Genomic DNA, 14,149 nt, shown 5'->3' with positions numbered 1-14,149 from the left:
TGTCAGTCAACGGAAAAGGTGTATTCGAAAAGCCGTTCGATCGGGTCAAGCGGTTTGGGATCGCGGTAGCGGTTGATATCCAGCAGGCCGGCTTGAAGAGTGTCCTGGGCATTAAGGCTTGCCTGGGCCAGATCAAGCATGCTCCAGAAATCCGGGTCGGTGCGCCGGATGCCGAACCGCTCAACAACGCTTAAATATTCCCGTTGCGTTCGAATGCCCTTAACGGCATCCACGAAGGCAGACACTTTGGTGTCTGGCACCTTGAAGATGAAATTCGGATAGCTGCTGAACTGGCCCGGAAGAACGGTCAGGCTGTCATTTTCAGGGTCCCTGCGAAGATCCTCATTAAAAATAAATGCGACATTGCTGTGGGCCTTGTCATGAACAAGCGTGAAGACCTTCGTTGCGGCATCCGTTTCCACCAGCAACAATGCGATGTCCGGTAGAAATTTGGCAAAAGGGGCCGGGGTCGCGGCAAGTGGGCGCAATCGACCCTCGATTGTCTCGTTCGTGGCACATTGATCGGCTGAACACCGGTTGATTGGATCAGTAACGGGCCAGAGTCGCGGTTCGATCTTCAAAAGCTCGGTCAGGAATTCGCTCTTGGGCTGACCTGTTTGAAAGCCAATTCCCGTCGGTGAAGTGGTATCAAGCTTGCGTTCCTTCCATCGGTCTACCAGCGAAACCAGGGGACCCTGATACCAACTCTCATGAAGGGGATCACGCAGGTCGCGGGGCAGAAACGCCAGAAAATTACGCTCTCCTTCACGGCGCAGGCCGTCCATATAGATCCGCGTTGTCAGCTGATGTTCGACATTGCCGAAGACATCAAAGCCTGCCACCAGATTGTAATAGATCCGTTCAAAAAGCGGAAAATCGATCACCCAGGCAGTTTCCGGAACGGCACCGCTAAACCCGGGAACGACAGACGCGGAGGAGAAGTTTCTAAAAACGGTCAACCGGGCATCGATGTTGTTTCCGTCACCGTCCCAGATGTCCTGATAGGTTGGCCCACCATTTTGCGCAGCCTTTGCCGCGTAGTGGGCTTGGCGCAATTCCTGGTACTTGATAGGGCCGAGCGTGAGGAAGCTTTTCAATCGGTCCGAGATCTTGCCTTCAACCTTAGCAAGCGGCAGTTCAAGGATCGGAATGGCTTCGTCAAGATAGGCGGGATCGGTTACCGACAGGTCCGCATCCGGGGCGAGAAAAGCCACCCAGAACCGGTCCTCGATGACATTGACAGCAACCTGGCCGTAGCAGACCGGACCACGAATGAAGGACCGGACGAAGTAAAGTGCATCGTCGAGCAGAAACTGATAGCGACTGCGGGCTGGAATGGCCCGGAAAGTGGACAGCGGATTTCCACCTGCATCGATCGAATAAGGCGGAAGCGCGTCAATTTCCCAATCGCTTTCAAGGAAAAGATCTCTATAGCGCTCCAAACGCTTTGGACCGATTTCGTAAACGATGTGCTCCTTGTGGAGGATCGTGTCATTGAGAGGAACGAGCCTGTAGGAGAAGTCACCACCTGGATCGTCAAATGGTCGCCGCGATGCAATTTCGTCCGGTGGTTCTCCAGCAGGCGTCCGTGAACGGATAAGTCGAAAGAAAGTCCTCGACGTGTCGCCTTCCAGATGCAGGTGAGCCAGAAAAAGGTGCTCATAGATATAGCGAGCGGACAGTTTTGACTTCAGTTGCCCATTGTTCAGGAAGGACTCGATCGTTTCGATGTGATCGAGTGTTGTTTTTGGCAGGACAGTTGCTGTCTCGTCTGACGGCGCACCATCCATCGCCCATGAGAGCAGCCTTTGATAGTCCGCTTCCGGGAGGGGAGCTGTTGCAAACGGCATTCCGCCCAAGGGGTGGTCATCCAGATAGTCGCCAATTTCTGACGGCATCGGACAGCTGTTCTTTCGAAGCGGGCTGATGTTCAGTCGATCGGGCAAGGCTGCACCGAGCGTAAAATCGTTGTTGCGTCCCGCGCGCAGCAATTGTTCAAGAACCGACGGCCCTTTGTTGCTATCTGCGACAGCAAAGAAGTCCTTTTGCCGCCATTCGGGAACGGCCCTTGCATCAACCCCGAGGCGCGTCATGGGGGCATCGTCAAGCCGTGTTGAATCATAGACCTTTGTTTTGCTCGCTCCTCTAACCCAGCCGTCAGGAGAGGAAAGCTTGAGCTGGCATGGCGCGTCATAGCAGCCGTGGCAGACAACACAGCGCTTGTTCAAAACATCCTGAATGGCAATTTGCGACGTACTTGTCTGTTGTCCCTGGGCCAGTGCTCCTGCAAGCGGGATTACCATTGGAAACGCAACCAGAACCACAAACTTCGGAATTAATGCGTTCAGGTAACGGAAACAGATCTCGATCATCTGGGGACTACCCGTCGTTATCATCCATACGCGGTCGTGTTTTGCGCGAGGGATCATCCGGGCCCTTGTATCCGATCAGATAAGCCCAAGCTGCATAACCAGTGATCGCACCGATAATATAGACCCAGGTTATGTTCCCAAGATAATATTCCATTCCGGCCCAGGCTCCGCAAAAGAGAACCAGCAGGATCCTTCTCCAGAGTGGATCAAACCAGGGATGCTCAACAGGTCCAAGCACAGTTTTGCCTTTCCTTTGGATTAAAACGCAACGGGCGTCGCCCGTATGTCGTTAAGGGAGCCTCAAGAGCTTGCAAAATCAAGCAAAACCTGAGCCGACTACCTCTATTTCATCTTGAAAATGGTCGCTGAACGAGAGATGTTGACGTAAGTTGAGGCGCTACAACCAACCCGTATTCAAGAGGAGCCTGCGTTCGGACATGCTGACAGCGCTCGACCTCCTGACGGCAAATGACGACCCTGGCAAGCATGCGCCTTCCTACTACGCGGCAACAGCCAACAGGCAGACATCACATGCACCGCTGGAAGGCGCGCGCACTTGCGACGTCTGTGTGATTGGTGGCGGTTATACTGGTCTGTCCGCTGCTCTTCATCTCGCCGAGCGCGGACAAAAGGTGATGTTACTGGAGGCCAACCGCGTCGGGTGGGGGGCCTCAGGCCGCAATGGTGGACAAGTCGGGTCCGGACAACGTGTCGAGCAGACTGTTCTGGAAGCCCGACACGGAAAGTCTCACGCCCGATTGCTATGGGATCTGGCCGAGGAGTCCAAGGCGCTTGTGAAGCAGCTGATCGTGCGCCACCAGATCGCCTGCGACTACGCGCCGGGTATTTTGCACGCGGATCACCGCAAGAGCTTCCTTGAGGAGAGCCGGGACTATGTCGAGCATCTCCGTTTCCAATATGGCTACGAGGACATCCGGTACATTGGTCCTGAGGAAATCGGAGAGCATGTCGGCAGCCCAAAATATTTTGGCGGCACACTCGATCAGGGTGCGGGTCACCTTCACCCTTTGAATTTTGCGCTCGGACTGGCCCGTGCCGCAGAGGCTGCAGGGGCAGTTCTTTTTGAAGAAACCAGAGTGACAGAAATTGAAAGCAGCGGACAACCGCGCGTACTGGTTAAAACAGAGCGCGGCGAACTACGCGCGGACAATGTCATTCTGGCTTGCAATGGTTATCTCGGCCGTCTTGAGCGCAAGACGGCAGCTCACGTGATGCCGATCAATAACTTCATCATCGCAACCGAGCCCTTGGCGGCCACGGAGGCTGAACAGATCATTCGCGGCAACCTTGCCGTTGCCGACAGCAAGTTCGTCATCAACTATTTTCGTCTGTCCAGCGACAAACGTCTTCTGTTCGGCGGAGGCGAAAACTACGGCTACCATTTCCCAACGGACATCAAATCGTTCGTACGCGCACCCATGCTCGAGATTTTTCCTCAGCTTGAGGATGTCGGCATTGATTATGGTTGGGGTGGCACACTCGCAATCACACCGAAGCGGATGCCTTATTTTGCCCGGCTGGCGCCGAACATGTTCACCGCCTCAGGCTATTCCGGGCACGGCGTTGCGATGGCAACGCTTGGCGGTCAGATCCTTGCGGAAGCCGTCAGCGGTATTTCAGGACGTTTTGACGTATTTGAAAAGCTTGATGTTCCCGCGTTTCCGGGAGGCGACAAGCTTCGCTTTCCGTTACTTGTTCTAGCCATGACCTGGTTTTCATTGCGCGACAGACTGGGTATTTGAAATGGACATCAGACCCTTCCCAGCTCAAACAGATGACCGCCGAACACTCGGAAGCTATTGGGAGGTCAGCGTCCCCCAACCCAGACAGGACCGGAAACTTCATGGCAATGCCCTCTTCGACGTTGCTGTCATTGGTGCCGGGTTTGCAGGCCTGAGCGCTGCCTTGCGCCTCGCCGAAATGGGGATCTCGGTGTGTGTTCTTGAAGCTGAACATGTCGGCTTTGGCGCGTCGGGCCGTAATGGCGGTTTTTGTTGTCTTGGCGGCACGAAACTCGATGCACGACAGCTGGTCAATAGGTTCGGTCTGGAAGAAGCGCGCAAGTTTCTGGCCTTCCAGGTGGCCGGTATCAATCTTGTTGCGCAGCGTCTGGACAGCTGGGGTGTTGATGCCGACCGTCATTCAAAGGGCGAGATGTTATTGGCGCACAGAGCGAAGGACGTTGCTGACCTCAAGTCCGAAGCTGAGTTTCTGAAAGCCAATTTCGGTATCAGAACCAGATTTTTGTCTCGTGAAGAATTGTTTGAACAAGGTTATGGCGGGCCGTCATTTCACGGTGGACTACATGTGCCATACGGCTTCGCCCTGAACCCGATGGCCTACGTACAAGCGCTTGCTGACCGGTTGCGCAGAGCCGGGGGGAAAATTTTCGGCAAAACGCCAGTCGGTTCAATTGACCGGGACACCGACCGTTGGCGCCTTGAAACAAAAAACGGGTTCGTGCGCGCCAAGAAAGTTGTGCTCGCCGGCAATGGATACTCAGATGAAACCGTCCCGGCTTGGTTGCATGGGCGCACGATGCCGGTCATGTCGTCCATTCAGGTCACGCGACCCTTAAGCGAAACAGAGTTGGCAGAACAGGGCTGGACCTCCGACACGATGGCCGCCGATACTCGGATACTTCTTCACTATTTCAGGCTCTTGCCCGACAAAAGGTTTTTGTTTGGAACACGCGGCGGCATAAATGAAGATGCGTCCTCGATAAAGGCCATGCAGAATCGCGCACGCGCGGATTTCGAAACTATGTTCCCTTCCTGGGCGAATGTTCGATCAGAGTTCAGCTGGCACGGTCATATCTGCATCGCGCGCACCCTGACGCCGTTTGTTGGAGAGGTGCCGGGTCTCGATGGTGTTTACGCCGCCATGGGCTGGCACGGCAGCGGCGTCGCCATGGCGTCAATTTCGGGCGAGAAACTTGCCGGGCTGATATCGGGAAAGCTGCGCCAGGAGGATTTGCCTGCCGCGCTGCAAAGACCCTTCACAAGGTTTCCCATTCCAGCGCTCCGCAAACTGTACCTACAGGGTGCGTATTGGCTTTACGGCTTGAAGGACAGGTGACCAAGTTGGCTGTGATCCGCGCTGCAAGGAAGTCTGACACTAACGCTGTCAATTCGATCTGTTTGCGAACGGGAAACGCGGGCAAAGACGCGACAAGCCTATATCAGGACCCGGACTTGATCGGGTTGATCTATGCAGCCCCTTATCTTTTCGGTGATGACGCGCTCTGTCTAGTCGCTGAAGATGAAGAAGGTGTCTTAGGTTATGTGGCAGGTGCGACGGACAGCCGATCTTTTGAGCACCATTTGGAAATGAATTGGTGGCCCGAGTTGCGTAAGCGGTATGCTGAGCCGCAAGGTGATCCGGCTAAGTGGACGCCAGATGACAAGCGCATAAATTTTATCCACCATCCGCGACCGGTTCCAGGTGATATTGTGCTGGCCTATCCTGCGCATATTCACATGAATTTGCTGCCTCAAGCGCAGGGACGGGGGATCGGCAGTCAGTTGCTGGCGTCCTGGGTGGCCAGCGCAACGGAAAAGGGTGTCCGCGCAGTGCACGCAGGTGTAAGCGCAGCCAATCAAGCTGGTTTGAATTTCTGGACTGCGCGTGGATTTGATCCGGTTCGTGAAGACCCGCATGGCGGCTCGCTTGGCACGATCTGGTGTGGCCGAATTCTTTAGGCACGATTGTTCTGCATCAAGGCCCGGTCTGGGAAGTTTTTCGAATATGCATACAACCCTGAGGAGGTTGTCATGGCCGCAACATCAAAACAGCAATTGCTCGATCTCACCGCCAAGGAATGGCAAAAGCTTTTGAAGATCCTTGATGAACTTCCTGCGATCTTGCGTCTTCAGAAAGACGAAGATGAAACCTCGCCGAAAGATATCATCGGACACAGGGCGCATTGGATCGAACTGTATCTCGGCTGGTTCAGAGATGGGCGTGCGGGTAAGGAAGTTTACTTTCCGGCGAAGGGATACAAGTGGAACGAGACCAAGCGCTACAATGCCGACTTGAGGCAACAGCAGGCAGGGCTCACTTGGGACGCGGCACGATCCATACTTGAATCCAGCAATGCCGAGCTGCTTGCCTTGATCGAAAGCCTCTCGGAAGAAGAGCTTTATGGCGGCCCAATGAAGGGCGCGAACAACAACTGGACGACAGGGCGCTGGGCCGAGGCCGCAGGTCCCAGCCACTACAGGTCCGCGGCCAAGTATCTGCGCCAGAAAATGCGCGCCGCCACGGTCAAGTAACGCTTTATGGGTCGGCAACATAGCGTCCGAGGGGGTTGATGCCTTGCCGGACAGATCAATGCATCTTAGCTGAGAACTACCGAATGTTCTGATAGGTGCATTGATGGCCCATGGTGATTTTGTCTGGTGTGATCTCTCGACGTTTCGCTCTGAAGTTACCAAGAACTTTTATACGGCCGTGGTCGGCTGGGACTATGTTCGTGACCGGCAGCCAAACGGAGATCCCTATTTCATTGCTGCAAGCAGAAACCGTCAGCAAGCCGGATTATTTGATATGCCGGCGAAGTTTCGGGAGATCGGACTGCCAAGTTTCTGGATGTCCTATATCGAGGTCTCGAACATAGAAGACACCGTCGCACGTGCAGAAGAATTCGGTGGCAAAATTGAACTCAAACCCACGCCTTATCTCAAAACCTCGCGCATTGCTCTTATCCGGGACCCGTTGGGAGCTGGTTTTACGGTAATTGAAAAGCCTGCCTTGCCTGTCAGAGATGATGTGGCCGGTGCTGGAAGCATGGTTTGGAATTCTCTTTACGTCTCCAATGCCGCTGCTGTCATTCCATTTTATGAGGCCTTGTTTGGCTGGACCTTTTCGATTGGAGATCAACCGGGTCACTTCATCCTGGAACTGGGGGAGCGGCATATCTCGGATGTTGTCGAAGTTCCCGAAGACATTCGCGGAGCGTCTGAGTTCTGGGGTGTTTTTATCGGGGTCAATGATCTGAATGTCGCCAAAGACGCGGCTAAGCATACTGGCGGCAAAGTCCTTTATGAAACACCGGAGGATCGAAGTGTGCTCATCCAGGACCCTGATGGTGCGGCCTTGTTCCTGCGGGAAACCGGCGCGGATGCCAGGCACTCCGGGAAGCAGAAAGTCCGTGAAACTGCAGGTTCGAAGTGGAAGACCCTTCTGGCACTTGCCATCTTGTGGATCGCTGTCGTCTTTGAGGTCTATTTGGTCTGGGGCATTCTCTTCCTGCTGTGGGTCATTCCAGCGTTAAAGTCTGGAGAAACATATCTGGTCGAACCAATCAGGAAACTGGAACATCCGCTTCTCTATTGGGCGCTTGTTTCCACCTGGATTATTCTGAGTGTCGTGACGATCGCATACGGTCTTTGGCCTGCAACACCTTAGTCGAAATTGCCTTCCAATCGCCGGACCACAGCAACATTCACTTCGCTCCAGATCTCAAAACCGAGTTTCCGATAAAGTGCGATCGCGCCTTCATTGTCCGCATAAGCATGAAGGAAAGGGGTGTCGCCACGCTCCCGAATTTTGGATGCGACCCAAATTGACAATTCGGATGCAAGGCCACGTCCTCGAAAGTCCGGATGTGTGCAGATGCCGCTGATCTCGGTATAGCCATCGAGATTGAGGCGCGTTCCGGCCATCGCCGCAAGACGGCCATCCAATTTGACACCGTAAAACTGCCCGAGTTCCGGTGTGCGCTTGGTGAACGGACCCGGTTTCGTCAGTTCGGCAAGGCTGACCATCTCGTCAATGTCCTGTTGTTGCAGGGAAACAATCGTGACTTTTGGAGCTGCTTCCGGTCGAGGGGTCTTTTCAGTCATCAAAACGCCGAGTGCCGTCATCTCGATTTCCAAGTCGGATGGCAGAGCGATTTCATCAACCTGAAGCAAATAGACAGGTGGGTCTTTGGGCGACAAGAGACTGGCAAGCGCTGCAAGCGCTTCGGGTGAATTGTCCCTGGATGCTGCAAACGGAGACACGTCCGGATCGAACCTCAACGCAAGGTCCTCGCCACGCGAAAACTGGTTTTGGCGAGATGTCAGAGCCGACCAGACGACCCGATTTAACAGAGCGTTCATATCATCCCTCGCAGTTGCGGCTGGTGCATAGCTCATAATGTTGTGCTGTCTGGTCCCATCTTTTCAGAACTGTTCGGGCAGCGTCCGGCACGTAGGAACGTTCGTAGTCCTGCCCCAGAAACGCGATGATGTTATTTCGCGATCGAAAACTCATGACCGTGATGAATTCGATCTCCGTTTCCAGGTCACGTTGAAGAACTTCAATACCTAGGTAGCCGGGTATCGACTTTGCTTCGATCCCGGGAATGACCACACTCGTCAGGATCTCGTAATAGGCCTCTGCATTATCCGGCGTTGTCCAGCCATGCCATATGCGTTTGATCATTCGCTTTCCCCCGATTTCCGCATGGTGTCCCAGTCTGGAAAGGGCGGGGGAGGGTGTCGGTCAGCAAGTGCAAGCTCAGACAGTGTCTGTTCAAGTTGGGACAGCTGTTCAAGAAACGAACCATGCAGCTCACGGCAGGCGTCTTCCACGGCCAGAGTGACTGCGGGCCAATGCTGTTTCTTGAGTTTTTCGACCAGTTTGCTACCATCTGCGGTCAGCTCAATGGTGCTGACCCGTTTGTCGGTCTGATCAGTTCGAGGCTCAACCAGGCCTGCACTTTTCATCTTCTTGATCATGCGCGTGATGCCGGGTTGGCTTTGTCCAAGAGACTTGGCCAGATCACCGATGCTCATCGGCCCATGCAGATCCAGGGCTGCCAGAACCGGGTTGTATGGCGTTGGTAAATCCTTGCCGACAAGCGATATCGCGAGCTCCTGGGTCTGAGACTGAAGCTTTTCACCAATCCTCTTCAATCGGCTGCCAAGCGTTGCATATCCTAGGGTGCGGACGATGTCTTCGACCATAAATGCCTCCATTTATATAACAAGATATATAACTAATTATTTTTTTCAATAGTTGACACTGTTTCATATTGAATATAACTAAAAAGTTATGGAACAAGTTGGTTATATAAAAGAGGCTGCGCAACTGGACACCGTCTTTGCCGCCCTTGCGGATCCGACACGCAGGGCGATCCTGACGCGGTTGGCGAGCGGTGAAGCGTCGGTCAACGAGATTGCTGCTCCGTTTGAAATGAGCCAGCCGGCAGTTTCAAAACACCTGAAGGTCTTGGAACGGGCCGGACTGGTCATGCGTGGTGCAGACAGACAACGTCGCCCAGCGAGGCTGAACGCCGCGCCGATGAAGGAGGCGATTGCCTGGTTGGAAGAATTCAGGAAGTTCTGGAGCTCAAGTTTCGACCAGCTCGATGATCTTCTGAACGAGCTTAAAAACACCGATGAGTTAGGGAGTTAGGCAATGGCAATGCCGGAATTTATACTTGAAAGACGTTTCAACGCGCCTCGCGACATGGTTTGGCGGACTTGGACAGAGCCTGAATTGCTAGCTCGCTGGTATGGGCCGGGTGTGGAAACGGTCGTGCACAAACTGGACGTCCAGCCGGGTGGCCTCTGGCTGAATGAAATGAGGTTTGGTGAAAACTCTCACTTTCAGCGCGTGGAATATAAGGAAGTCGTTGCTCCTGAAAAGCTGGTGTGGCTTCACTCGGTCTCGGATGGCGACTGGAATGTGGTTTCAAATCCGATGATGCCGGACTGGCCAAAGGTGTTGCTGACAACCGTAACCTTTTCGCAAACCGGAGATCATACGGACGTTCGACTGGTCTGGACGCCACATGAGGCGAATGAAGCGGAGATTGCCTGTTTTGCCGGCGCGATCAGCGGACTCGACAAGGGTTGGGGCGCAGGTATGGATCTGCTCGCGGAGATGTTGGCAGAAATGCAACGCAAAGGCTGATCAAAAACGGTTGTCGCGCAGAAACACGTGCTCGACATCATCTTCATCCAGACTTCAACCAGATCAGGATCGCTTTTCCTGGTCTGGTTTTTCGTTCTGTAGGTGCTGTGCCCAGGTCATTGACCACGTGCCAAACGGCTCCAGCATACCGAAGAGTTCCAGACCCAGCGGTGTCAGTTGATATCCTCGCTCGCCGCGCTCGATGAGCAAACTGGCTCTCAGTTCCTTGAGTCGACGGTTGAGCACAGTCGGTGACACGCTCTCACACCGGTCCTGCAGTTCTCTAAAGGTCATCGGTCCTCCCGAAAGCTGCCAGATGATGCCCAGCGCCCAATTGCGTCCGAGGAGGTCAAAAAGTGCCATGATCGGCTTGCCGGAACGCGAGCCGCGCACGGGTTGGCCTGGTTGAGGTGATGATACAGGCAATTTACCCTCTTGCTATCTTTTGTGTAGCGAACTAATGCTACGTAAAAGATAGCACGCGGATAACTACCATGCTTGGAATTGTTGCGGCTTCAACCGCTCTTTTTGCCTCTATTGGGTGGGCAAGTGGAATTGTGTTGGCACAGATGCCAGCCAAAGCGTTGGGCGCGTTTGAGTTTACCCGCATTCAGCTGATATTCTGCGCAGCTCTGATGGGGGTGCTGAGCAGTTTGTTCGACCTCTGGCCGAGCATTGACTGGCAACACTGGCCAGCCTTTTTGGTCAGCTCACTTGGCGGAATTCTGCTTGGAAATCTCGCGATGATCGAGTGCCTGCGTCGTGGCGGGCCGCGTCTCACCGAGCTGCTTTTGTGTTTGAAAGCCCCCGTGGTCGCCGGGCTCGCCTATTTCTGGATAGGTGAAACAATCGGGCCAGTGGATTTATTGGGTGGTGTGCTCATTCTTGCCGGTCTCGTGATAGCCATTCGTTTTGGCAGCCAGGCTGAGAGGGAAGAGGGCGTTGCTGGAAAGCGTTTGTTGAGTGTTGTGTTACTGGGGCTATTGGCAGCAACTCTTCAAGGGGCGGGTTTTCTCGCGGTTAAACCAGCGCTGACCGCTGGTGCTGAGCCAGTCGCGGTGACTGCCATTCGGCTTCTAGGTGCTGCAGCCGTGATCTCACTGGCGAGTATCTGGCCCTCTCAGGCCGTGAGGGCGGATACGGAAACCTCGCCCTATCTTCTTTTCAGAACGATCATGCCCGGCGTCATCGGATACGGGATTTCATCGTCGCTGCTGCTATATGCCTTCGCCAATACACAGGCAGGAGTTGCCGCAGTGCTGGGGTCGCTTTCGCCCTTGTGCGTGTTGCTGATCCTTTGGGCAACAAAGGGAAAAAGGCCTGGCCTGGAAGCGATGGCAGGAACCGCAATCGCTGTCATAGGCACTGCAGTTATCGTGCTCTATTGACCGCCGACATGAAAATGCCGCCCTGAGGGCGGCATTTCTGATCGCTTGCACCTATTGGCGAAGGTTTCGTTTCGGTCTCAGTCGAATTCCGGACCGCGGGCCCGATAAGGTGTGATTTCCTTCCAGGCTTTCATGAGCGTTTCCAGCTCTTCGTCATTGTGAGGCGGCATCACGATCTGCAGCTTGACCAGAAGGTCGCCATGGCCACCGGTCTTGGTTGGAAGACCCTTGCCTTTCAGTCGCATGGTTTTCCCACTGGAGGCGTTTTCCGGGATTGTCAAATTGACCGCACCCGTAAGTGTTGGAGTGCGGACTTTTGCTCCCAGAACCGCCTCATAAAGCGCCAGCGGCAAATCAAGATGCAAATCCGAGCCTTTCACTTCGAACAGCGGATGTTGGCGAAAGCGGATTTCGACCATGGCATCGCCGGCAGGCCCGCCATTCTCACCTGGATGTCCTTGTCCCTTGAGACGGATCTTTTCACCCTCGACGACCCCTTTGGGCAAGGTCACATTCACGGTCTTGCTATTGGGTAGCGTGACCTGCGTTTTGCCGGAGTTGACGATATCCTCGAGCGATGCACGCGCGATGATTTCAGCGTTTTTGCCTTTGGCTTTAGGGGCGGATCTGGTGTGCGCGCCTCCGGCGAAACCACCGCCAGGCCCCGCTCCAGCACCGGCGCGACCGCGAGAGCCACCCTTGCCGAAGCTGCCGAAAATGTCGTTCAGAATGTCGTCAAAAGCGCCAGAGCCGCCTGAGTTCTTGAAGCCTCTGGACCCGCCAGCAGAGCCGAAGTCCTGATGGCCGGTGAAGCCTTCAAAACCACCGGCGTGGAATTTCTGCTTGCCCTCTGCATCAATCTCTCCGCGATCGAACTGGGCGCGTTTTTCCTTGTCGCCGACAATCTCGTAAGCTTGGTTCACTTCGGCAAAACGCTGTTGTGCACCCGGATCGTTTTTATTTTGATCGGGGTGGTACTTTTTGGCCAGTTTCCTGAAGGCCTTTTTTATGTCGCCCTCGCTGGCGGATTTCGCCACCCCGAGGACGCTATAGGGATCACGCATTCGTCTCACCAGGTTTCTAAAGATTTTCCGGCCTACCAACCCACGCTAAAACGCTCCGGACACAGTGCCTGCTCCGAAGCGTGCGATACCAAGGGGTCAAGTCCAACCGGACTTATCTCTTATATCGGAACGAACAGGTGGAAATTCCAGCCCCGTCCATGTCAGAAGCTCTTTGCTTTTAGCGTCTTTGTTCGAAGGATCAAGCACCTGCGACGGAAAGTGTTGTTACGGCGAATTTCTGCGTCACGTCGCGGCAGGCGGTTCCGGAATAGAGTTTTATACCCGTAATGGTGTTTGCAGTCGTTTTGAACGACAGGCAACCGGTCTCATTCAGGTCGGACGTCACGATGCTGGACAGCGTTCCGGAATTTCCGCTCACTGAATTGAGCCAAGGCAGTGTCAGACCGTTTGTATCTCCGCTTGCAGTCAGGTCAGGTCCGATTACGTCCAGGTTTTCCGCAATAATTGAACGATCGTCCTGATTGATGTCAGAATAGGCCTCATCTGTTGTGGAGGCGATCGAGCCGGTCAATATCGTAGGGGTGTCAACATTGTTGCTGCCGACAGGGACCGACACCTGGCTGCAACCAGCAACAGCTGCCCCGACCACGAACAGGACGGCGGCAAAGGGCTGGATCTTGATACGCCTGGCAGTATATGAACGCATACGATACATCTATTGGACAGCCCCCACGTGATGGCAGTCTCATGCCGCGCTTCAGGCTGTCGTTTCCTTCGACAGGTACCCATGACAGACCTCAAAGATCCTCATGAAGAGTTAACAAAAGGTGACTTCACCGAAGTCACACAGCCATTTGATCTTTTTTCTGAATGGCTTGAGGATGCCAAGGCGTCGGAACCAAACGATCCGAATGCCTTTGCGCTGGCAACGGTCGACCAAACCGGCATGCCAAATGTGCGGATGCTGTTGCTCAAGGGCTTCGATGAACGCGGTTTCGTTTTTTACACAAATTTTGAAAGCACAAAGGGCAAGGAACTCCTGCAGGCGGGCAAAGCGGCCATGTGTTTTCACTGGAAGTCGCTGCGCAGGCAAGTGCGCATTCGTGGTCCTGTTTCTGAGGTGCCGGCTGATGAAGCCGACGCATATTACCAGTCACGGCCGCGCGGCAGCAGGATTGGCGCTTGGGCCTCCAAACAGTCGCGGCCGCTGGAAAGCCGGTTCGCACTCGAAAAGGAAGTTGCTAAATTCACCGCCAAATTCGGCATTGGCGACATCCCACGCCCGGACCACTGGTCCGGCATGCGCTTGGAGCCTGTCTCCATTGAATTCTGGCACGACCGGCCATTCCGGCTGCACGACCGGGTGCTGTTGACACGAGAGGCTCCCGGTCAGAAATGGAAACGGGAACGGCTATATCCTTGAGGTTTCAGTCGATCC

General features: G+C 54.4%; 17 protein-coding genes. 9 read left to right on the top strand and 8 right to left on the bottom strand.

Annotated elements, in window-relative coordinates:
- Positions 1 to 2: 2 nt before the first annotated feature.
- Together FIV00_RS23120 and FIV00_RS23115 are read right to left on the bottom strand one after the other, a co-directional pair.
- On the bottom strand, positions 3 to 2,372 hold the full coding sequence (locus tag FIV00_RS23120; protein ID WP_152502967.1) for a fatty acid cis/trans isomerase: 2,370 nt from the start codon (positions 2,370 to 2,372) through the stop codon (positions 3 to 5).
- 7 nt (positions 2,373 to 2,379) lie between these two features.
- Entirely contained in the window at positions 2,380 to 2,610 is a 231-nt protein-coding gene (locus tag FIV00_RS23115; RefSeq protein ID WP_209006670.1) for a DUF3329 domain-containing protein, read from the bottom strand.
- A gap of 199 nt (positions 2,611 to 2,809) precedes the next feature.
- Between FIV00_RS23115 and FIV00_RS23110 the strand changes: the two genes are divergently transcribed.
- The 5 genes from FIV00_RS23110 to FIV00_RS23090 all read left to right on the top strand — a co-directional run bounded on the left by FIV00_RS23110 (position 2,810) and on the right by FIV00_RS23090 (position 7,802).
- A complete protein-coding gene (locus tag FIV00_RS23110) occupies positions 2,810 to 4,135 on the top strand; it encodes an FAD-binding oxidoreductase (protein WP_152502965.1) in 1,326 nt (441 codons plus the stop codon).
- Position 4,136: 1 nt separating this feature from the next.
- The gene (locus tag FIV00_RS23105; RefSeq protein ID WP_152502964.1) at positions 4,137 to 5,471 is read left to right on the top strand and encodes an FAD-binding oxidoreductase; all 1,335 of its coding nucleotides are present in this window, start codon (positions 4,137 to 4,139) and stop codon (positions 5,469 to 5,471) included.
- Positions 5,472 to 5,722: 251 nt separating this feature from the next.
- Complete coding sequence (locus FIV00_RS30585; protein WP_371419589.1) at positions 5,723 to 6,094, top strand: N-acetyltransferase family protein; 372 nt, start codon at positions 5,723 to 5,725, stop codon at positions 6,092 to 6,094.
- Between the two features lie 72 nt (positions 6,095 to 6,166).
- On the top strand, positions 6,167 to 6,667 hold the full coding sequence (locus FIV00_RS23095; RefSeq protein WP_152502963.1) for a ClbS/DfsB family four-helix bundle protein: 501 nt from the start codon (positions 6,167 to 6,169) through the stop codon (positions 6,665 to 6,667).
- A 103-nt stretch (positions 6,668 to 6,770) separates the two neighbouring features.
- On the top strand, positions 6,771 to 7,802 hold the full coding sequence (locus FIV00_RS23090; RefSeq protein WP_152502962.1) for a VOC family protein: 1,032 nt from the start codon (positions 6,771 to 6,773) through the stop codon (positions 7,800 to 7,802).
- Here the strand turns inward: FIV00_RS23090 and FIV00_RS23085 are convergent.
- Genes FIV00_RS23085 through FIV00_RS23075 form a run of 3 tightly spaced genes read right to left on the bottom strand, consistent with a single transcriptional unit; the run spans position 7,799 to position 9,346 of the window.
- Positions 7,799 to 8,497, bottom strand: coding sequence for a GNAT family N-acetyltransferase (locus FIV00_RS23085; RefSeq protein WP_152502961.1), 699 nt, complete (start codon positions 8,495 to 8,497; stop codon positions 7,799 to 7,801). The two genes, FIV00_RS23090 and FIV00_RS23085, sit on opposite strands and share 4 nt — an antisense overlap.
- Position 8,498: 1 nt before the next feature.
- Positions 8,499 to 8,822 carry an antibiotic biosynthesis monooxygenase gene (locus FIV00_RS30345; RefSeq protein WP_152502960.1) on the bottom strand — a complete coding sequence of 108 codons (324 nt, stop codon included), beginning with the start codon at positions 8,820 to 8,822 and terminating at the stop codon, positions 8,499 to 8,501.
- Positions 8,819 to 9,346 carry a MarR family winged helix-turn-helix transcriptional regulator gene (locus FIV00_RS23075; RefSeq protein WP_152502959.1) on the bottom strand — a complete coding sequence of 176 codons (528 nt, stop codon included), beginning with the start codon at positions 9,344 to 9,346 and terminating at the stop codon, positions 8,819 to 8,821. Before FIV00_RS23075 ends, FIV00_RS30345 begins: the two co-directional genes overlap by 4 nt.
- An 88-nt stretch (positions 9,347 to 9,434) precedes the next feature.
- Between FIV00_RS23075 and FIV00_RS23070 the strand changes: the two genes are divergently transcribed.
- Together FIV00_RS23070 and FIV00_RS23065 are read left to right on the top strand one after the other, a co-directional pair.
- Entirely contained in the window at positions 9,435 to 9,797 is a 363-nt protein-coding gene (locus tag FIV00_RS23070; RefSeq protein ID WP_152502958.1) for a helix-turn-helix transcriptional regulator, read from the top strand.
- Positions 9,798 to 9,800: 3 nt separating this feature from the next.
- A complete protein-coding gene (locus tag FIV00_RS23065) occupies positions 9,801 to 10,298 on the top strand; it encodes an SRPBCC domain-containing protein (protein WP_152502957.1) in 498 nt (165 codons plus the stop codon).
- Positions 10,299 to 10,361: 63 nt separating this feature from the next.
- Here FIV00_RS23065 and FIV00_RS23060 read toward each other — a convergent pair whose 3' ends face one another.
- Entirely contained in the window at positions 10,362 to 10,724 is a 363-nt protein-coding gene (locus tag FIV00_RS23060) for a helix-turn-helix domain-containing protein (RefSeq protein WP_247649272.1), read from the bottom strand.
- Between the two features lie 68 nt (positions 10,725 to 10,792).
- On the opposite strand from FIV00_RS23060, the gene FIV00_RS23055 reads away from it, so the two are divergent.
- A complete protein-coding gene (locus FIV00_RS23055; protein ID WP_152502956.1) occupies positions 10,793 to 11,686 on the top strand; it encodes a DMT family transporter in 894 nt (297 codons plus the stop codon).
- A 77-nt stretch (positions 11,687 to 11,763) separates the two neighbouring features.
- On the opposite strand, the gene FIV00_RS23050 is transcribed toward FIV00_RS23055, so the two are convergent.
- Positions 11,764 to 12,750 carry a J domain-containing protein gene (locus tag FIV00_RS23050; RefSeq protein ID WP_152502955.1) on the bottom strand — a complete coding sequence of 329 codons (987 nt, stop codon included), beginning with the start codon at positions 12,748 to 12,750 and terminating at the stop codon, positions 11,764 to 11,766.
- A 199-nt stretch (positions 12,751 to 12,949) separates the two neighbouring features.
- Positions 12,950 to 13,417, bottom strand: coding sequence for an RT0821/Lpp0805 family surface protein (locus FIV00_RS23045; RefSeq protein ID WP_152502954.1), 468 nt, complete (start codon positions 13,415 to 13,417; stop codon positions 12,950 to 12,952).
- Between the two features lie 81 nt (positions 13,418 to 13,498).
- Here FIV00_RS23045 and pdxH point away from each other — a divergent pair, with 81 nt between their 5' ends.
- On the top strand, positions 13,499 to 14,134 hold the full coding sequence (gene pdxH / locus FIV00_RS23040; RefSeq protein ID WP_152502953.1) for a pyridoxamine 5'-phosphate oxidase: 636 nt from the start codon (positions 13,499 to 13,501) through the stop codon (positions 14,132 to 14,134).
- Positions 14,135 to 14,149 lie beyond the last annotated feature (15 nt).

Origin of the sequence: Labrenzia sp. THAF82, from assembly GCF_009363435.1 — a bacterium.
GTDB lineage: Bacteria > Pseudomonadota > Alphaproteobacteria > Rhizobiales > Stappiaceae > Roseibium > Roseibium porphyridii.
This window is presented reverse-complemented; position numbering and strand designations above follow the sequence as displayed.